Source organism: Amycolatopsis sp. NPDC004625, from assembly GCF_040609695.1.
Lineage (GTDB): Bacteria > Actinomycetota > Actinomycetes > Mycobacteriales > Pseudonocardiaceae > Amycolatopsis.
On the sequence record NZ_JBEXKX010000033.1, the window covers coordinates 87,360 to 105,833 of the forward strand.

Below are 18,474 nucleotides of genomic sequence, written 5' to 3' on the forward strand. Positions count from 1 at the left end.
GGTGACGGAACGGGTGATCGGGGCACCGGTTCCGGCCCGGCCGGTTTCGATCGATTTCCGTACGCCGTGGCGAAGCGAAGATTTTCTGTTGCCCACTGTACTACCCCTGTCTATGGTGTACTAGTACGCGTGGGGTTCAGCGTGCCTCGCCGGAACCGGAATCGGAAATGATCTTTGGTGGTGCGGAGGTGTTTCTGCGTGTCGGACTTTTCCGCGGATTGTGGATCTTCACCGGCGGTTCTCGAAGAATCCCCGGAGAAGGCCGCGCTGGGGGCGCTGGCTCGCCGACGTGACGGGGACCCGCTCGGCGCCCTGCGGCGCGCGGTGGAGTCCTCGGCGAACGGATCCGGAACCGCGCTCGGCTGTCTCGTCGGGCCGACCGCGTCGATTCCGGGCGCCACGCCGGAATCGCGGGCCTGCGCGGCCTGGGGGCTCATCGTCGACGAGATCGGCAAGCTGGGTTCGGTGGTGGAACCGCGCGAGCACTTCGTGCTGCTCGCCGCGTTCCGGCTCCCGCCGGTGCCGGACGGCAGTCAGCGCTGGGCGTCGAAACTCGGCGACCGGTTCGGGCAGCTGGCGGAGGTTCGCGGGCTTTTCGGTGAGCGGAAGCCGCTGTCGAACACCCCGATGAACAAGGCGTGGGCCGGCGCGCTCGAAATGCTCGGGGCTGCCGTGGCGTGCAAGCTCGGGCACCTGGAAGGGGAAGCCTGGCTGCGGTACGTGGGCATCGGACGATCGGCCATGGCGGGACCGGCGCCCGGCGACAACGGGCCGGAAGGGTTTCGCGCGCCGTCCGAAGGTGCGCAGCCGGTGTTCGTGGAGCGGATGCAGATCACCGTCGTCATGGAGCGGCGAACGCCGCTGCGCCGCACGACGGAACGGGACATCGTGGCCCGCCGGGACGGTGTCGACGGATACGACGTGCACGCGCTGACCGGCTGGTCGGGGAATCTCGCCGACCTCCCGGTGAAGGCCGTGTGGAACTGCCGCCTCGTCACCTCTCCCGGAGCGGCCAAGCTGAGGTTCCGGCGGACGTTGAAGGTGGACGAGCCCTACCACTTCGTCTCCGAGGCGGTGGACGGGCACGTCGACGAAGAGCGGAAGTGGATCAACGTCGAGGTCGATCACCACGGGGTGGCTCCGGGCGGGCTGACGATCCGCGTGAACTTCGACGAAGCACAGCTGCCCCGGGCGTGCTGGTGGTACGCGGAACAGCTGGAGGTCGAACGAACGCGGCGCCCGCCGACGGGGGACCGGCGCCTGCTGGACGTCGGCGACGGGTTCGTGCAGCACACCTTCGAGGGGCGTTGCCAGCCGCGAGAGGCATACGGGATCGCCTTCGAGTGGCCTGCGGGATAAGAGCTACATCGCGCCGATATAGCTCTCCTTCCCTAAGAGAGCCCGGTCAGTTACCGGTGTTGCCGCCGCCTTCGCCGCCGCCGCCACCGGTCCGGTCGTGGTGTGCCACGCTCTCTCTCCTCTATGTATTTTTCTCGCGCAGACCACTGTCTGCGACGACAGCTTACCAAGCGTGAACGGCCGGTCGCGCTCAGGCCCGCTTGGCCGCCAGCCGGTCCGCTCGCGGCCACCGCACGTCCGTTGCCCAGCCCAGCTGCTCGAACGTGCGGATCACCCGCGCCGAGATGTCCACCTGCCCGCGCAGCACCCCGTGGCGGGCGCACGTCGGGTCCGCGTGGTGGGAGTTGTGCCACGACTCGCCCATCGACAGCAGGGCCAGCGGCCAGAAGTTCGCCGCTCGGTCGCGGCTGGCGAACGGGCGCTCGCCGATCAGGTGGCAGACCGAGTTCACCGACCACGACACGTGGTGCAGGAACGCGATGCGCACCAGGCCCGCCCAGAAGAACGCCGTCACCGCGCCCCACACCGACCACGTCAGCAGGCCGCCCAGGACCGCCGGCAGCGCGAGGCTCAGCGTGATCCACAGCCAGAAGTAGCGGTTGACCCAGCGCAGGTCCGCGTCCGCCACCAGGTCCGGGGCGAACCGGTCCGCGTTGGTCACCTCGCGGCCGAACATCCAGCCCATGTGCGCGTGCCAGAAGCCGCGCAGCAACGCCGACGGGGACGTGCCGAACAGCCACGGCGAGTGCGGGTCGCCCTCGCGGTCGGCGAACGCGTGGTGGCGGCGGTGGCTGGCCACCCAGAAGATCACCGATCCCTGGACCGCCATGCTGCCCGCGATGGCCAGCACCACGCGCAGCGGACGCGACGCCTTGAACGCGCCGTGGGTGAAGTAGCGGTGGTAGCCCACCGTCACCCCGAGGGTCGCGAAGACGTAGAACGCCGCCGCGAGAACCAGGTCGATCCAGGTCATGCCCCAGCCCCAGACCAGCGGGACCGCGACCAGGAGTGCCGCGAACGGCACCAGCAGGAAGGTCTTCAGCACGATCATCTCGCCGGTGCCGCGGCGGTGCGAGACCAGCGGCTTGGGCGGGGTGCGCGACGTCATGGCGCGAACACTAACCCACCGCCGGGACGGGCACGCCGCCGCCGAGTTAAGCCCGCGTTGCCGTCAGGCGGCCGTGAGCTCCCGCGGGGCCGGTGTCAGGGACACCACCGGGCCGCGGTCGCGGCTGCCCGTCCACAGCGACGCCGTCGCGACGATCACCGCCATCGCGCCGAGCACGTGGAACGACACCATCGCCTCCGGCACGCCCAGCGCGTACTGCAGCGAACCGAGCCCGCCCTGCGCCACCGCGACCACCCAGACCACCGTGTAGCGCTGCCACAGCTGCTTCGGCGCGCCGACGCGCAGCAGCTGGAGGCCGAACACCGCGAGCAGCAGCAGGTAGAGCACCAGCAGCCCGCCGTGGACCTGGGCGAGCGCCTCGACCGGGGCGTCGAGGCGGTGGGTGTTGATGTCGCCGCTGTGCGGGCCGGCGCCGGTCACCGTGGTGCCGGCCGCGAGCACGAGCCACATCACCGCGGCGAGCAGGACCAGGATCGTGCGGCCGGCCGCGGGGACCAGCGGCCGCGCGGGCTCGTCGCCTTCGCGGAACGCGCGCAGCAGCAGGACGGCCAGCCAGACGAGCGGGGTCGTCGCCAGGAAGTGGATCGCGACCGTCCACCACTCCAGCTTGGCGAGCACGGTCAGGCCGCCGACGACGGCCTGCAGCACGACGCCGCCGGGCATCGTCCAGGCCAGCTTGACCAGGCGCGTGCGGGACGGGTGGTCGATCTGCACGCGCCACGCCGTGATGACCGCGACCGCGGCGACCAGGATGACGACCACGGTGAGCAGCCGGTTGCCGAACTCGATCCACTGGTTGAGCGCGGCGATCCCGGAGTCGTGCTTCGGCACCAGGCTGCCCGCGACGCACTGCGGCCAGGTCGGGCAGCCGAGCCCGGACCCGGTGACGCGCACGATGGAGCCGGTGACGCCGATCAGCGCCTGCGCGAGGACCGCGGCGATCCCGACGGCCCGCTGCACGGCGGCGGAGGGGTACGGCAGACGGGCGACGAGGCTGGTGAACGGCACGCATCCGATGGTAGAGCGCGCGGAAAACGCGCTTTCGGCAGGTCCCGGCGCCCAGAACGGCCCCGCGGGCGCAAGGGACCTAGGTCACCGGCTCGGCCCCTTCGTAGCCGAACGTGACCGCCGCCGGTGTGTATAGTGACGATCAAGGACCGGGGAGGGACCTTGTGATTGTCGCGCACCGATTTTTCCTGACCGCTTGGAATCCGACGGCACGAGCGGGACGCCGGACCCGCGGTTGACCCCCGTGCCCCGTCCGGGGCCGGCCGGCGGGCGCGGACTGCGGGAGTTCGAAGACCTCTGCGCCCGGCTCGCGACGGCCGAACGGGCGACGCGCCTGCCGGTGGACTCCCTGCGGCCCGCGGTTTCGCCGCGGGTCGGCGGGGTCGACGCCGAGCACGTCCGCGAGCTGGCCGAGCTCGCCGAGCGCCTGCCGCCGGTGATCGCGAGCCGGGACGGGCTGCGGGTCATCGACGGCACGCACCGGCTGCTGGCCGCGAAGGCCGCCGGCCGCACCCACGTCGACGTGCTCTTGGCCGACTGCGCCCCCGGCGACGAGTTCCTGCTCGCCGTCCGGCTCAACGCCCACAGCGGCCGGACGCTCTCGCCGATCGACCGCGCGGCCGCCGCCGCGCGGCTCGTCGAACTGCACCCGGCGTGGTCCGACCGGGCGATCGCCGCGGCCAGCGGGCTTTCCGACAAGACCGTCGCGGCCGCGCGCCGGCGTTCGGGTGCGGATCTGCCGCAGCCGAACACCCGGATCGGCCGGGACGGCCGCCGCTACCCGACCGACCAGGCCGCCGGGCGGGCGCGGGCGGTGCGGGTGCTGGCGGAAAACCCCGGCGCTTCGGTCCGCGAAATCGCCCGCGAGGCCGGCGTGTCCGTCGGCACGGCCCACGACGTGCGCAGCCGGTGGCAGCGGGGGGAGGATCCGCTGGCCCGCCGGCCCCGCGAAGCCGGCCTCGACCGCGTTCCGGCCGGGATCCGCCGGGTGTGGGGCCGGACCGCCGCCGGGCGCCTGCTGACCCTGCTGCTCGACCAGGAACCGCCCGGCGCCGCCGAATTCGCGGAGCTCCTGGCCGCGGTCGCGCCGGGCCGTCGTACCGACGTCCTCACCGCGGTCCGGCAGCGGGCCGAGGCGCTGGCCCGGCTCAGCCGTGAGTCCGGGATCGGCTGAATCCCTTTCCCCGCAACGGTTTTCCCCGGGCGCTCAGGTTTGCGCCGATCACCTCATCGTCGGAGTGACCGCCGGTGAATTGATCACTAATTTGGGGTTCGACCGTGAATCGTTTCCGAGAGGGGAACCGGATGGAAGAGTACGAGCGTCCCACGCTGACCGAACTCGGCGACTTCGGCGAGAACACCGCCGGCGTGCAGGGCGACGACTTCGAGTGGATCGGCGCCCAGTGGCACTGATCCGGACACCCGCCGGGGCGCAGTTCCGCTGCGCCCCGGCCGGGGCCCGCTGACCGTGGAGCGCAGCTGGTTCGCCGTCCTGCCCGACGCCGACGGAAGCCGCGCGGTGGCGGAACTGCTGCGGCGGGTGGATGACGGCGTCGAGGTGCACGAGCACCCGTCGGGCCGGCCCTGGCTGGTCGGCCGGTTCCGGGCGGGCAGCCTCCTCGTCGGCCGGCAGCCGGGGCTCGTGACGGCGCTGGTCGGGGAACACACGGCGACCGAGCAGACCCTGCGCGCACTGCCGCCGGACCTGCCGCGGGCCGTCGCCGCTTTGGCCGATCTGCCGGGCAACAGCCACGTCGTCGCCGCGGACCCCCGCCGCCTCCGGGTGCAGGGCACCGCTTCGGGGATGCGGCGCGTCTACCGCGTCCGGATCGGCGGCACGGAGGTCCTCGGCGATTCCGCGGCCGTGCTCGCGAAGCTGACGGGCGCCGGGTTCCGGCCGGGCGCCGTCGCCACCCGGCTGGTGTTCCCGGGGGCGCCGTGGCCACTTTCCTGGGAGCCGGTGTGGGCCGGGGTGCGGGCCGTCGGCCCGGGGCGGTACGCGGAGGTGACGGCCGCCGGGTGCGTCGAAGGCCGGTGGTGGACCCCGCCGGAGCCGGACCGCCCGCTCGAATCCGCCGCCGAAGAGCTGCGGGCCGAGCTGGACCGGGCGGTCGCCGTCCGGGCCGGTGCGGGCCGCACCGTCGTCTCCCACCTGAGCGGGCTGGATTCGAGCGCGCTGTGCTCGCTCGCCGTGCGGGCGGGTGCCGACGTGGTCGCCATGACCGCCGCCCAGCCCGACGCCATGGACCTCGACGTCGACTACGCGACCGAGACCGTCAAGCGCCTCGAAGCCCGGGGGTCGATCCGGCACGAGGTGATCCCGGCGGCCGAGGTGCCGCTGGTGTACGCGGGGATCCTCGATCCCGCGCCGGTGTTCGACGAGCCGTTCCCGCTGTGGCACAACGCCCGGCGGTTCCTCGACATCGTGCGGCGGGGCGGGCGCCACCGGCCGGTGGTCCACCTGACCGGGTTCGGCGGCGACGAGACCTGCTCCGCGCCGATCCAGACGATCGCCACCCTGCTCCGGACGTCGCCGGTGACCGGGGCCCGGTCGCTGCGCCACACCGTCGTGAAGAACCGCTGGTCCTACCGCGAAGTCCTGCGCGGCGCGCTCGGCCGCGAGTCCTACGGCCGGTGGCTCGCCCGGACGGCGGCGGGGATCGGCGAGCGGGACCGGCCGCGGCTCGGCCACGACCTCGGCTGGGGCACCGTGCCGACCATCCCGGCCTGGGCGACGCCGGAGGTCACCGCGCTCGCGACGGAGGAACTGCTGCGCGCGGCCGAAACGGCCGAGCCCCTCTCCGAGGACCGGGGTGTGCACGCCTCCCTCGCCACCGTGCTCGCCGGCTCGGCGATCGCCGCGGCCTACCAGGCCCTCGCCGAAGAGGCGGGCGAACGGGTGTCCGCGCCGTTCTTCGACGACCGCATCGTCCGGGCGGCGTTGTCCGTGCGGCCCGAGGTGCGGTACGACCCGGCCCGGTACAAGCGGGTCCTGACGACGGCCATGCGCGGGATCGTGCCCGACGCGGCCCTGGCCCGGACAGGCAAGTCGAACACGGCGTCGACGGTGATCACCGGCGCCGCCCGGCACCGCGACGGGATCCGCGGCGTGGGGGAGGACAGCCGGCTCGCCGGGCTCGGCTTCCTCGACGTGGCGGCCTGGCGCGAACAGACGCGCGGGCCCCTCGACATCCGGCGCCCGGCGTACCGGATCGAACCGACGATCGCGGCCGAAGCGTGGCTGCGTGCTTGCGGGGAAAGGCAGGCGGAATGACCTACCGGCTGGCGAAGGCGGTCCTGGTGACCGACACCGACTACGGCGCGGTGCTGCTCGACGAACGCCGTGGCCGCTACTTCAGCCTCAACGCGACGGGGCTCTTCGTGCTCCGGTCCCTGTTGGACGGTGACGCGGACCTGGCCGCCGAGCGGGTGGCGCGGCGGTTCGCGGTCCCGGTGGAAACCGCGCGCGACGACGTGCACCAGCTCGCCGGCCGCCTGACCGAGCGCGGCCTGCTCGTGACGGCTCAGGAGGACGGATGACCTCACCCCAGACGATCGCCCGCACGGCGGCGCGGTTCCCCTGGCCCCAGCGGCTGGCCGCGGGGGCGGTGACCCTGGTGGCCGGCCGCCTGGCGACCCTGCCCCCGGCGCGGTTGCGCGCGGTGCTGCAGGTGCTGCGCCGGGGCGCGCGTCCGGCGGACCACGCGACGGCGTTGCGGTGCCGCACGCTGGTGACGGCCGTCAGCCTGAAGGCGGCGGGCCCCCAGGGCTGCCTGCGCCGATCGGTGGCGACGGTGCTGGTGGCCCGCCTGGCCGGGCAGTGGCCGGAGTGGTGCGCGGGGGTGCGGGTGAGCCCGCCGTTCGCGGCGCACGCGTGGGTCCGGGCCGAGGGGCGGGACGTGGGGGAGCCGCACCCGGAGGGGTACTACCGCGCGATGGTGTCGGTGCCGGCGGTCAGGTGAGCTTGGTCGTGCGCGAAGCCACCGCGCCCGCGACCACCGCCCACACCGCGAGCACCGCCATCGGCCCCGGTGCGAACGCCCCGTCCACCAGGGCCGTGCGCATGCCCTCCGCCAGCGCTCCCGACGGCAGCAGCTCCACCACGTGCGCCAGCCCCGGCGGCAAAGACGACGGCGCCAGCAGGATCCCGCCCGCCAAAAGCAGGACGAACCACACGATGTTCGCCAGCGCCAGCACGGCTTCGGCCCGCAGCGCCCCGCCCAGCAGGACGCCCAGCGCGCCGAACGCCAGCGTTCCCAGCACCAGCAGCAGCACCGCCGAAAAGAGCCCGGACAGCGAAGGCGACCAGCCGAGGAACGCCGCCACCACGCCGAGGATCAGCGACTGGAGCACGACCACCAGCAGCGCCGCCGCGAGGCGGCCCGCCACCAGCAGCCAGCGGGGCAACGCCGTGGCCGAAAGGCGCTTCAGCACGCCGTAACGGCGGTCGAAGCCGAGGGCGATCGCCTGGCCCGTGAACGCCGAGGACATCACGGCCAGCGCCAGGATCCGGGGGGTGATCCAGTCCACTTTGGACGTCGAGCCGAGCGAAGCCGCCGGCAGGATGTTCAACAGCGACAACCCGATCAGCAGCGCCAGCGGGATGAGCAGCGTCAGCAGCACCTGCTCGCCGTGGCGCAGGGTCAGGCTCGCCTCCACGCGGGCGTGGGTCCGCAGCATCCGGCCCAGCGATCCGCGCCCGGGGGCGGGGGTGAACGTTCCCGGTGCGAACGTCATGCCCGCAGCTCCCGTCCGGTCAGCTCGAGGAAGACCTCTTCCAGGGTCCGCTTGCCGACCTGCAGTTCGTCCGGCAGCACGCCCTGCTGCGCGCACCACGCCGTGACCGTCGACACCACCTGCGGGTCGACCGAGCCGACCACCACGTACGTCCCCGGGGCCGACTCGCGGACCGCGTAGCCCTCCGGCAGCGCCGCCGTCAGCAACGCCGTGTCGAGGCGGGTGCGGGCCTTGAAGCGCAGGCCCGCGTTGCCCGTCTCGTCCATCGTCAGCGACTGGGGCGCGCCCGAGACGACGACCTTGCCGTGGTCCACGATCACCACCGTGTCGGCCAGCGCCTCGGCCTCTTCCATCAGGTGCGTGGTCAGCAGCACCGAAACGCCGTCGGCGCGCAGCGCGCCGAGCAGGTCCCAGACCAGCCGCCGGGCCTGCGGGTCCATGCCCGCCGTCGGTTCGTCGAGGAACACCAGCTCCGGCCGCCCGACCAGCGCGCACGCCAGGGAAAGCCGCTGCTGCTGGCCGCCGGACAGGCGCTTGAACGGCGTCCGGCGGACCGACGACAACCCGAGGACGTCCAGCAGCCAGGCCGGGTCGAGCGGGGTGGCCGCGCAGGACGCGACCAGCTGCAGCATCTCGTCCGCGCGGACGCCCGGGTACGCGCCGCCGCCCTGGGGCATGATGCCGACGCGGGGGCGCAGCGCCGCCGACTCGCGCACCGGGTCGAAGCCGAGCACCTGGACCGAACCCTCGTCAGCGCGGAGGAACCCTTCGCAGACCTCGACGGTGGTGGTCTTGCCGGCCCCGTTCGGGCCGAGCAGCGCGAGCAGGCTGCCGCGCTCCATCCGCAGGTCGAGGCCGTCGACCGCGCGGGTGGAGCCGTAGCTTTTGACCAGCCCGCTGATCTCGACGGCAGGGACACTCACATCGGGTCACGATACGGCGTCGACGGGCTCGGGCACCGGCGGGGACGGCTTGGCGAGCAACACGGGCGCGAGCCGCCGCACGATCAGCATCCCGCCGCCGCAGACGACGATCGCCGCGACGTAGGCGAACGGCAGCACGTACGGGCGGCCGTCGAAGGTGCTGCCGGTGGGCGGGAGCAGGAACGGCAGGGCCGCGCTGACCACCGTCGCGGCGACGCGGAAGCGGGACGTCCCGGCCGCCGCGGCCAGCGGGATCACCGCCCACAGCAGGTACCACGGCTGCAGGTTGATCTGCAGGACCATGACCGCGCCGAGCGAGACGCCGAGCCCGATGATCGGCCGGTAGCGCCACTTGAAGCTGTCCCACAGGAACTTGACCGTGATCGCGACCGCGACCGCGTAGCCGAGCATGCCGAAGATCGGCACCAGCGCGCTCGTGTGGTTGCCGAGGTTCAGCGAGATGCCGAGCACGCCGGCCAGGTTGGCCAGCTCGTTGCTCGGCGAGATCCAGCTGTGCACCAGCCCGGGCGCGGCGAACGTCGCCCCGAACCAGCCGAAGCCCAGGCCGGTGCCGAAGCAGACCGCCACCAGCACCACGCCGAACCACAGCGCCATCGGCACCCCGGCCACGAACAGGTCCTTGAGCCGGCCGTGCCAGCGCCGCGCCACCATCACGGCGAAGAACGGCAGCGCGAACACCGCGGGCAGCTTGACCGCGACCCCGAGGGTGATGATCGCGACGCCGAGGGCGATGTACAGCAGCTCCCCGCGCGCGAGCGGCGGCGGGGTGTCGCCCTTCACCCGGATCGGCAGCCGCCGGATGCCCACCTCCAGCCCGGCGAGCATCAGGCCGATGGCGAGCGCGTCGTTGTGGGCGCCGGCGACGAAGTGGAAGATCAGCAGCGGGTTCAGCGCGCCCAGCCACAGCGCGGTCGCGGGCTGGACGCCGAACCGGCGGGCCAGCCGGGGCAGCGCCCACACGATGAGGACCACGCCGGCCAGCGCGAGCAGCCGCTGCAGCAGCACGCCGACGGCGATGCTGTTGCCGGCGAGCGGGGCGAGCCAGCCGCCGAGGCGCAGCACCAGCGGCCCGTACGGCGCCGGCGTCTCGCGCCACATGTTGGAGACGCCCGAGGTGTAGGGGTCGGCGACGCCGAGGGCCTGCGCCGGGCCGAGGACGTACGGGTCCATCCCGCGGTGCACGATCTCGCTCTGCGCGAGGTAGCTGTAGACGTCGCGGGAGAACAGCGGCGGGATCACCAGCAGCGGCAGCACCCACAGCGCGATGGTGCGCGCGAGCTGGCCCTGCGACGCCAGCCGTTCGCGGCTGGGCTGGGCGAACCGGCCGAGCATCAGCCAGCTCAGCACCAGGATGCCCATCCCGGAGATGGCGATGGCCAGCGACACCGTCGGGATCCGGGTGAACAGCCGCAGCACCGGGATCTCCTGCACCGGGTTGATCACCGGGGCGGCGCCGGCGCCGAGCGAACCGAGCGCGAGGAACAGCGACCCGACGGTGCCGAACCGGCGCACGACGTCCAGCCCGCGCTGCTCGCCGGGCTCGAGGGGGAGCGGTTCGCGGGGCCGCACCGGGGAAAGCGTCACCGCCTGGACACGCCCGCTCACGAGCCGTGCCACCTGCCGGTCCTGTTCACCCACTGCCACGGGTGCAGGGTATCGGTCCGCCCCGGAGTGAGTCGGATCACTGCCGCGGGCCCCGCCTTTGCGGGTCATCCGGAAATAAGACACACTTGTGTTGTGAAAAAGACGGAGGCGGGTGACCAGGCGGGCGGCGGCATGCCCCGCGCCGCGCACCCGCACGTCCCGTCGCAGGTCAGCGCCGAGGGCAAGACCCGGCACGAGGTCGCGCGGCTGCTGCTCGAACAGGGTCCCATGACCGCCGTCGTGGTCGCCGAGCAGCTCGGGATCAGCCCCACGGCCGTCCGCCGGCACCTGGACGCGCTTCTCGCGGATGGCGAAGCCGAGACCCGGGACGCGCCCCGCCGCGGACCCCGGGGCCGGGGCCGTCCGGCGAAGCTCTTCCTGCTGACCGAGCCCGGCCGCGCACGCTTCGGGCACGCCTACGACGACCTGGCCGTCTCCGCGATCCGTTTCCTGGCCGAGCACGCCGGGGAGGACGCCGTCCGCGCCTTCGCCGAGCAGCGCATCGAGAAGCTCGTCGGCCCGCACCGCTCGGCGATCACCGGACCGGGTGGTCCGGCGGCGCGCGCGGAGGCCCTCGCGACCGCGCTGAGCAGGGAAGGCTACGCTGCGTCGACCCGCCAGGTCGGTGCCCCGGCACCCGGCCAGAACGTCGGCGCCCAGCTCTGCCAGCACCACTGTCCGGTCGCCCACGTCGCCGCGGAGTTCCCGCAGCTGTGCGAGGCCGAGACGGAGGCGTTCGCGCAGCTGCTGGGCACCCACGTCCAGCGGCTGGCGACCATCGCACGCGGGGACTCCGCGTGCACCACCCACGTACCCGTCACGGCGGGTCAGCCGGCCCATCCCGAGCCGGCGAGAACGGTGTCCCCCGAGGGACACACAGCACGGATCCCGAATGGAGGGAAACCCGCATGACTGCCGCTGCCGAGCAGCGCACTCCCACCACCGCGCCACTGAGCCAGGAAGAGACCATCGAGTCCCTTGGCAAGTACGCGTTCGGCTGGGCCGACTCCGACGAGGCGGGCGCCAGCGCCCGTCGCGGGCTGAACGAGGATGTCGTCACCGACATCTCCGGGAAGAAGTCCGAGCCGGAGTGGATGCGCGAAGCGCGACTGAAGGCGCTCAAGCTCTTCGAGAAGAAGCCCATGCCCAACTGGGGTGCGGACCTCTCCGGGATCGACTTCGAGAACATCAAGTACTTCGTGCGGTCCACGGAGAAACAGGCCACCTCCTGGGAGGACCTGCCCGAGGACATCAAGAACACCTACGACAAGCTCGGCATCCCCGAGGCGGAGAAGCAGCGCCTCGTCGCCGGTGTCGCCGCGCAGTACGAGTCCGAGGTCGTCTACCACCAGATCCGCGAGGACCTGGAGGAGCAGGGCGTCCTGTTCCTGGACACCGACTCCGCGCTCAAGGAGCACCCGGAGCTGTTCCGGGAGTACTTCGGCTCGGTCATCCCGGCCGGTGACAACAAGTTCTCCGCGCTGAACACGGCGGTGTGGTCCGGCGGCTCGTTCATCTACGTGCCGAAGGGCGTGCACGTCGAGATCCCGCTGCAGGCCTACTTCCGGATCAACACCGAGAACATGGGCCAGTTCGAGCGCACCCTGATCATCGTCGACGAAGGTGCGTACGTGCACTACGTCGAGGGCTGCACGGCGCCGATCTACCAGTCCGACTCGCTGCACTCGGCGGTCGTGGAGATCATCGTCAAGAAGGGCGCCCGCTGCCGCTACACGACCATCCAGAACTGGTCGAACAACGTCTACAACCTGGTCACCAAGCGCGCCAAGTGCGAAGAGGGCGCGACCATGGAATGGATCGACGGCAACATCGGTTCCAAGGTGACCATGAAGTACCCGTCGGTCTTCCTCATGGGCGAGCACGCCAAGGGTGAGGTCCTCTCGGTCGCGTTCGCGGGCGAGGGCCAGCACCAGGACGCGGGCGCCAAGATGGAGCACCTCGCGCCGCACACGTCCTCGACGATCGTGTCGAAGTCGGTGGCGCGCGGCGGTGGCCGCACCTCCTACCGCGGCCTGGTCCGCGTGGCGAAGCGCGCGCACCACTCGCGCTCCAGCGTCGTCTGCGACGCCCTGCTGGTGGACACGATCTCGCGCTCGGACACGTACCCGTACGTGGACATCCGCAACGACGAGGTGTCGATGGGCCACGAGGCCACGGTGTCCAAGGTCAGCGAAGACCAGCTGTTCTACCTGATGTCGCGCGGTCTCGACGAGGCCGAGGCGATGGCGATGATCGTGCGCGGCTTCGTCGAGCCGATCGCCCGTGAGCTGCCGATGGAGTACGCGCTCGAGCTGAACCGCCTGATCGAGCTCCAGATGGAAGGGTCCGTCGGCTAGTCATGTCGGTTACCGAGAACAACGTTTCCGAAGCTCTTCGCGAGGGGGCCGTCATCCCGGCGGCCTCCCGCGCGGAGCGCTTCACCTCCTACGACGTCGAGGCCTTCGAGGTCCCCGGCGGGCGTGAGGAGAACTGGCGCTTCACGCCGATGAAGCGCCTTCGCGGCCTTCACGACGGCAGCGCGACCGCCACCGGCGAGATCACGCTCGAAGCCGAAGCGGCGGAAGAGCTGAAGATCGAGACCGTCGGCCGCGACGACGAGCGGCTGGGCGCCGCCGGCGTCCCGAGCGACCGGATCGCGGCGCAGGCGTACTCGTCCTTCAAGCAGGCCACCGTCGTGACCGTGCCCAAGGAGACGAAGGCGTCCAAGCCGTCCGTGCTGCGGATCCACGGCCCGGGCGAGGGCCAGGTCGCCTACGGGCACCTGCAGGTCCGCGCCGAGGCGTTCGCCGAAGCCGTGATCGTGCTCGACCACGTCGGCTCCGGCACCTACGCCGACAACGTCGAGTTCGTCATCGGCGACGGCGCCAAGGTCACCGTGGTCAGCGTCCAGGACTGGGCCGACGACGCCGTGCACGTCTCCGAGCAGCACCTGAAGCTGGGCCGCGACGCCGCGCTGCGGCACACCGTGATCACCCTGGGTGGCGACCTCGTCCGCGTCTCGCCGACGGCGACGTTCGCGGACAAGGGCGGCGACGTCGAGATGCTCGGCGTCTACTTCGCCGACGCAGGCCAGCACCAGGAGCACCGGCTGTTCGTCGACCACGCGGTCCCGAACTGCCGCTCGCGCGTGATGTACAAGGGCGCGCTGCAGGGCGACGACGCGCACACGGTGTGGATCGGCGACGTCCTGATCCGCGCGGCCGCCGAGGCCACCGACACCTACGAGCTCAACCGCAACCTGGTGCTCACACCGGGCGCCCGCGCGGACTCGGTGCCGAACCTCGAGATCGAGACCGGCGAGATCGAAGGCGCCGGCCACGCGAGCGCGACGGGAAGGTTCGACGACGAGCAGTTGTTCTACCTGCAGTCGCGCGGGATCGCCGAAGAAGCCGCGCGGCGCCTGGTCGTGCGCGGGTTCTTCCACGAGATCCTGGTCAAGATCGACGTCCCCGAGGTGCGCGAGCGCCTCGAAGCGGCGATCGAAGCCGAACTCGAAGCCGTTGGCGCCTGACCGCCCTCTCTGACTTAGGAAAACGAAGAATGGCAACGCTGGAAATCAAGGACCTGCACGCCTCGGTGACCACCGAGGAAGGCGCCAAGGAGATCCTCAAGGGCGTCAACCTGACCATCAGGTCGGGCGAGACGCACGCGATCATGGGCCCGAACGGCTCGGGCAAGTCCACGCTGTCCTACGCGATCGCCGGGCACCCGAAGTACCAGGTGACCTCCGGTGAGGTGCTCCTCGACGGCGAGAACGTGCTCGAGATGAGCGTCGACGAGCGCGCGCGGGCCGGGCTGTTCCTGGCCATGCAGTACCCGGTCGAGGTGCCGGGCGTGTCGATGTCCAACTTCCTCCGCACCGCGGCCACCGCGGTCCGTGGCGAGGCCCCCAAGCTGCGCCACTGGGTCAAGGAGGTCAAGGAGGAGATGGGCAAGCTCGAGATCTCGCAGGAGTTCGCCGAGCGCTCGGTCAACGAGGGCTTCTCCGGCGGCGAGAAGAAGCGCCACGAAATCCTGCAGCTGGCGCTGCTCAAGCCGAAGTTCGCCATCCTCGACGAGACCGACTCCGGCCTCGACGTCGACGCGCTGCGGATCGTCTCCGAGGGCGTCAACGAGTACAAGGCCAACAGCGAGGTCGGCGTCATGCTGATCACGCACTACACCCGGATCCTGCGGCACATCACGCCGGACTTCGTGCACGTCTTCGCCGGCGGCAAGATCGTCGAGTCGGGCGGCAAGGAGCTGGCCGACGAGCTGGAGGAGAACGGGTACGTCAAGTACGTCGGCAAGCCCGAGCCCGCCGCGCTCTGACGCTTTCCCTGGTGCAACACCGAGAACGAGAGGAGTCGGCCCGATGACCACCACCTCGGCCAGCTCTTTGCCACTGGACGTGGCGGCCCTGAGGGCCGACTTCCCCATCCTGTCGCGCACCGTCCGCGACGGGAAACCCTTGGTGTACCTGGACTCCGGGGCGACGTCGCAACGCCCGCAATCGGTGTTCGACGCCGAACGCGACTACGTCTTCACGTCGAACGCGGCCGTGCACCGCGGCGCGCACCAGCTGTCGGAAGAGGCTACCGACGCCTACGAGTCCGCTCGGGCGAAGATCGCCGAGTTCGTCGGCGCCGACCCCGAAGAGCTGGTGTTCACCAAGAACGCGACCGAGGGCATCAACCTCGTCGCGTACTCGATGAGCAACGCCGCCACCGCCGGTCCGGAAGCCGCGCGCTTCGTCGTCGGCCCGGGCGACGAGATCGTCATCACCGAGATGGAGCACCACGCGAACCTCGTGCCCTGGCAGCAGTTGTGCCAGCGCACCGGGGCGACGCTGAAGTGGTTCAAGGTGACTCCCGAAGGCCGACTCGATCTGTCCGATGTGGACGAGCTGATCACCGAGCGCACCAAGGTGGTCGCGTTCGCGCACCAGTCGAACGTGCTCGGCACGGTCAACCCGGTCTCGCTGCTGGTCGAGAAGGCCAAGGCCGTCGGCGCGCTGACCGTGCTCGACGCCTGCCAGTCGGTACCCCACTTCCCGGTGGACTTCCACGCTTTGGGTGTCGACTTCGCGGTGTTCTCCGGCCACAAGATGCTCGGCCCGTCCGGCATCGGGGTCCTCTACGGCCGCACCGAACTGCTCGAAGCGATGCCGCCGTTCCTGACCGGCGGCTCGATGATCGAGATGGTCCGCATGGAGGGCTCCACCTTCGCACCGCCGCCGCAGCGGTTCGAGGCCGGCGTCCCGATGACGTCGCAGGCCATCGGCCTCGGCGCGGCCGTCGACTACCTCTCGGCCATCGGCATGGACCGCATCGCGGCGCACGAGCACGAGCTCGCCGCGGCGGCCATCGAGGGCATCGGCGCGATCCCGGGGGTCCGGATCATCGGGCCGACGGACCTGGCGGACCGCGGCGCGACCGTGTCGTTCGTGATCGACGGCGTGCACCCGCACGACGCCGGCCAGGTGCTCGACAGCCTCGGCATCGCCGTCCGCGTCGGCCACCACTGCGCGTGGCCGCTGCACCGGGCCTGCAACGCGCAGGCGACCGTGCGGGCGTCGTTCTACCTCTACAACGACCTGTCCGAAGTGGACGCCCTGGTCGCCGGGGTCCGCGAGGCGCAGAAGTTCTTCGGGGTGGGGCAGTGAACCTGGAGAGCATGTACCAGGAGATCATCCTGGACCACTACAAGAACCCGCACGGGCGCGGTCTGCGCGACCCGTTCGACGCCGAGTCGTTCCAGGTCAACCCGACCTGCGGCGACGAGGTGACGCTGCGGGTGAAGCTCGACGACGGGAAGGTCGCCGACGTCTCCTACGACGGCCAGGGCTGCTCGATCAGCCAGGCGTCGACGTCGGTCATGACGGACCTCGTCGTCGGCCACACGGTCGAGGAGGCGTTCAGCACCATGGACGCCTTCGTGGAACTGATGCAGGGCAAGGGAAAGGTCGAGCCGGACGAGGACGTGCTGGAGGACGGGGTCGCCTTCGCGGGCGTCGCCAAGTACCCCGCCCGCGTGAAGTGCGCCCTCCTCGGCTGGATGGCTTTCAAGGACGCCGTCGCCCGGACGAGCAGTGGAGCTGAAAAGGCATGACCGAAGAAACCGCCACCCGTGAGGGGCGCACCGCCGCCGACCTCGACGCCGAGACCACCGCGAAGCAGGACCTCGACCTGGCGAAGATCGAGGACGTCGAAGAGGCCATGCGCGACGTCGTCGACCCGGAGCTCGGGATCAACGTCGTCGACCTCGGCCTGGTCTACGACATCCGCGTGGAGCCGGACAACACGGCGACCCTGGACATGACGCTGACGTCGGCGGCCTGTCCGCTGACCGACGTGATCGAGGACCAGACGAACGCCGCGCTGACCAGCGGCGGCCTGGTCAAGGACTTCCGGATCAACTGGGTCTGGATGCCGCCGTGGGGCCCGGAGAAGATCACCGAGGACGGCCGCGAGCAGCTGCGCGCCCTCGGCTTCACGGTCTGAGGCTTTTCTCGTCGAGCGGGTCACCTTCCGAGGTGGCCCGCTTGGCGTATAACGACCTATACCGCGCGTGCCAGGCCAGAGCATAGACGCCGAGGGCGATGAAGAACCCGCTGCCGGCGCCGGTGACGGCCAGGTAGGTCGCGTTGCCGAAGACGCCTGCGCGGGTCATCGGGTCGTGCTGGGCCAGGAACGGCAGCACCTGCGCCAGGACGCCGACGAGCGCGCCGGCCGCCAGGATCGTGATGACGAGCTTGCGATGGCGCCCGGGTGGCGGAGCGGGCTCGGTGGGCGCCCGGCGGTACCAGTTCCGCAGCCACCAGCCGAGGACCGCGGCGCCGGCGATCGTGCTGACCAGCTGGATCAGGCGTCCGACGTCGACGCCGGTGACGAGCGGGGTGCTCAGGAACGCGAACCCGTCGTTCTCGTGGGTGAACGCGTCCCAGCCGACGTGCGTGGCGGCGCCGAGGACCAGGGAAAGGGCGATCCAGCCCGGGTTCCGCCGGCCGAAGGTCCGGGGGAGCCGTTCGGCGAGCGGTCGCGGTACCAGCGCCAGGAGCGGCCGCTTCAGCAGGACGTGGAAGACGGCGAGCAGGGCGAGGGCGAGCAGCGGGTCGAGCCAGAGGACCGACGCGAACTCGTGGGTCCGGGTCAGGCCGACGCCCGGCAGCCGCGGCACGAACCAGAAGACGTCCGGCGCGACCGACCCGGCGACGAGCGCGGACGGGACCAGCGGCCGCCTCGCCAGGGGCAGGACGGCGGCCGGGTGACAGAGCGTGAACGGCACGAAAGCTAGTATCCCGGGGTGCTCCTGCGGTCGATCCTCCTGTTCCTGGCCGCGGCGGTCTGCGAAATCGGCGGCGCCTGGCTGGTCTGGCAGGGCGTCCGCGAAAACCGCGGCCTGCTGTGGATCGGCGGCGGAATCGTGGCCCTCGGGGTGTACGGCTTCGTGGCGACCCTCCAGCCGGACGCCCACTTCGGCCGCATCCTCGCCGCATACGGCGGGGTCTTCGTGGCGGGTTCGCTGGCCTGGGGGATGGCCGCCGACGGCTACCGCCCGGACCGCTACGACGTCATCGGTGCGCTGCTGTGCCTGGCCGGGGTCGCGGTGATCATGTACGCGCCCCGGACGGGGTAACGCCGCAGGTGGGCG

General features: G+C 71.6%; 20 protein-coding genes. 14 read left to right on the plus strand and 6 right to left on the minus strand.

Going from position 1 to position 18,474, the window contains the following annotated elements; translation table 11 throughout:
• Window positions 1–198 precede the first annotated feature (198 nt).
• Entirely contained in the window at window positions 199–1,359 is a 1,161-nt protein-coding gene (locus ABZW17_RS31700; RefSeq protein ID WP_354822441.1) for a hypothetical protein, read from the plus strand.
• A gap of 190 nt (window positions 1,360–1,549) precedes the next feature.
• On the opposite strand, the gene ABZW17_RS31705 is transcribed toward ABZW17_RS31700, so the two are convergent.
• Both ABZW17_RS31705 and ABZW17_RS31710 read right to left on the minus strand, forming a co-directional pair.
• Complete coding sequence (locus ABZW17_RS31705; protein ID WP_354822443.1) at window positions 1,550–2,467, minus strand: acyl-CoA desaturase; 918 nt, start codon at window positions 2,465–2,467, stop codon at window positions 1,550–1,552.
• 63 nt (window positions 2,468–2,530) lie between these two features.
• Window positions 2,531–3,496: a COX15/CtaA family protein gene (locus ABZW17_RS31710; protein ID WP_354822445.1), complete on the minus strand. Its 966-nt coding sequence runs from the start codon at window positions 3,494–3,496 to the stop codon at window positions 2,531–2,533.
• A 244-nt stretch (window positions 3,497–3,740) separates the two neighbouring features.
• On the opposite strand from ABZW17_RS31710, the gene ABZW17_RS31715 reads away from it, so the two are divergent.
• From ABZW17_RS31715 to ABZW17_RS31735, 5 genes are all read left to right on the plus strand, one after another.
• Window positions 3,741–4,670, plus strand: coding sequence for a helix-turn-helix domain-containing protein (locus ABZW17_RS31715; protein WP_354822447.1), 930 nt, complete (start codon window positions 3,741–3,743; stop codon window positions 4,668–4,670).
• Window positions 4,671–4,801: 131 nt separating this feature from the next.
• Window positions 4,802–4,909, plus strand: a complete 108-nt coding sequence (locus ABZW17_RS31720) for a keywimysin-related RiPP (RefSeq protein WP_354822449.1) — start codon at window positions 4,802–4,804, stop codon at window positions 4,907–4,909.
• 55 nt (window positions 4,910–4,964) lie between these two features.
• The gene (locus ABZW17_RS31725) at window positions 4,965–6,770 is read left to right on the plus strand and encodes an asparagine synthase-related protein (RefSeq protein ID WP_354822451.1); all 1,806 of its coding nucleotides are present in this window, start codon (window positions 4,965–4,967) and stop codon (window positions 6,768–6,770) included.
• A complete protein-coding gene (locus ABZW17_RS31730) occupies window positions 6,767–7,036 on the plus strand; it encodes a lasso peptide biosynthesis PqqD family chaperone (RefSeq protein ID WP_354822453.1) in 270 nt (89 codons plus the stop codon). Before ABZW17_RS31725 ends, ABZW17_RS31730 begins: the two co-directional genes overlap by 4 nt.
• Complete coding sequence (locus tag ABZW17_RS31735) at window positions 7,033–7,458, plus strand: lasso peptide biosynthesis B2 protein (protein ID WP_354822455.1); 426 nt, start codon at window positions 7,033–7,035, stop codon at window positions 7,456–7,458. Before ABZW17_RS31730 ends, ABZW17_RS31735 begins: the two co-directional genes overlap by 4 nt.
• Here ABZW17_RS31735 and ABZW17_RS31740 read toward each other — a convergent pair.
• Genes ABZW17_RS31740 through mptB form a run of 3 tightly spaced genes read right to left on the minus strand, consistent with a single transcriptional unit; the run spans window position 7,451 to window position 10,794 of the window.
• Window positions 7,451–8,233 carry an ABC transporter permease gene (locus ABZW17_RS31740; protein ID WP_354822456.1) on the minus strand — a complete coding sequence of 261 codons (783 nt, stop codon included), beginning with the start codon at window positions 8,231–8,233 and terminating at the stop codon, window positions 7,451–7,453. The two genes, ABZW17_RS31735 and ABZW17_RS31740, sit on opposite strands and share 8 nt — an antisense overlap.
• Complete coding sequence (locus ABZW17_RS31745; protein ID WP_354822458.1) at window positions 8,230–9,156, minus strand: ABC transporter ATP-binding protein; 927 nt, start codon at window positions 9,154–9,156, stop codon at window positions 8,230–8,232. Before ABZW17_RS31745 ends, ABZW17_RS31740 begins: the two co-directional genes overlap by 4 nt.
• 6 nt (window positions 9,157–9,162) lie before the next feature.
• Window positions 9,163–10,794, minus strand: coding sequence for a polyprenol phosphomannose-dependent alpha 1,6 mannosyltransferase MptB (gene mptB / locus ABZW17_RS31750; protein ID WP_354822506.1), 1,632 nt, complete (start codon window positions 10,792–10,794; stop codon window positions 9,163–9,165).
• Window positions 10,795–10,953: 159 nt separating this feature from the next.
• Between mptB and ABZW17_RS31755 the strand changes: the two genes are divergently transcribed.
• Genes ABZW17_RS31755 through ABZW17_RS31785 form a run of 7 tightly spaced genes read left to right on the plus strand, consistent with a single transcriptional unit; the run spans window position 10,954 to window position 17,324 of the window.
• Window positions 10,954–11,733 carry a metalloregulator ArsR/SmtB family transcription factor gene (locus ABZW17_RS31755; RefSeq protein ID WP_354822508.1) on the plus strand — a complete coding sequence of 260 codons (780 nt, stop codon included), beginning with the start codon at window positions 10,954–10,956 and terminating at the stop codon, window positions 11,731–11,733.
• Window positions 11,730–13,178 carry a Fe-S cluster assembly protein SufB gene (sufB, locus tag ABZW17_RS31760; protein ID WP_354822460.1) on the plus strand — a complete coding sequence of 483 codons (1,449 nt, stop codon included), beginning with the start codon at window positions 11,730–11,732 and terminating at the stop codon, window positions 13,176–13,178. The genes ABZW17_RS31755 and sufB overlap by 4 nt, the downstream gene beginning before the upstream one ends.
• A 2-nt stretch (window positions 13,179–13,180) precedes the next feature.
• Entirely contained in the window at window positions 13,181–14,353 is a 1,173-nt protein-coding gene (gene sufD / locus ABZW17_RS31765) for a Fe-S cluster assembly protein SufD (RefSeq protein WP_354822462.1), read from the plus strand.
• A 29-nt stretch (window positions 14,354–14,382) separates the two neighbouring features.
• Window positions 14,383–15,153, plus strand: coding sequence for a Fe-S cluster assembly ATPase SufC (gene sufC, locus ABZW17_RS31770; RefSeq protein ID WP_354822464.1), 771 nt, complete (start codon window positions 14,383–14,385; stop codon window positions 15,151–15,153).
• Between the two features lie 43 nt (window positions 15,154–15,196).
• Window positions 15,197–16,486: a cysteine desulfurase gene (locus ABZW17_RS31775; protein WP_354822466.1), complete on the plus strand. Its 1,290-nt coding sequence runs from the start codon at window positions 15,197–15,199 to the stop codon at window positions 16,484–16,486.
• Window positions 16,483–16,932 carry a Fe-S cluster assembly sulfur transfer protein SufU gene (gene sufU / locus ABZW17_RS31780; protein ID WP_354822468.1) on the plus strand — a complete coding sequence of 150 codons (450 nt, stop codon included), beginning with the start codon at window positions 16,483–16,485 and terminating at the stop codon, window positions 16,930–16,932. The genes ABZW17_RS31775 and sufU overlap by 4 nt, the downstream gene beginning before the upstream one ends.
• Window positions 16,929–17,324, plus strand: coding sequence for a metal-sulfur cluster assembly factor (locus tag ABZW17_RS31785; protein ID WP_003071384.1), 396 nt, complete (start codon window positions 16,929–16,931; stop codon window positions 17,322–17,324). The genes sufU and ABZW17_RS31785 overlap by 4 nt, the downstream gene beginning before the upstream one ends.
• On the opposite strand, the gene ABZW17_RS31790 is transcribed toward ABZW17_RS31785, so the two are convergent.
• On the minus strand, window positions 17,314–18,108 hold the full coding sequence (locus tag ABZW17_RS31790; protein ID WP_354822470.1) for a DUF4184 family protein: 795 nt from the start codon (window positions 18,106–18,108) through the stop codon (window positions 17,314–17,316). The two genes, ABZW17_RS31785 and ABZW17_RS31790, sit on opposite strands and share 11 nt — an antisense overlap.
• Before the next feature lie 18 nt (window positions 18,109–18,126).
• Here ABZW17_RS31790 and ABZW17_RS31795 point away from each other — a divergent pair, with 18 nt between their 5' ends.
• Entirely contained in the window at window positions 18,127–18,459 is a 333-nt protein-coding gene (locus ABZW17_RS31795) for a YnfA family protein (protein WP_354822472.1), read from the plus strand.
• The last annotated feature ends 15 nt before the right edge of the window (window positions 18,460–18,474 follow it).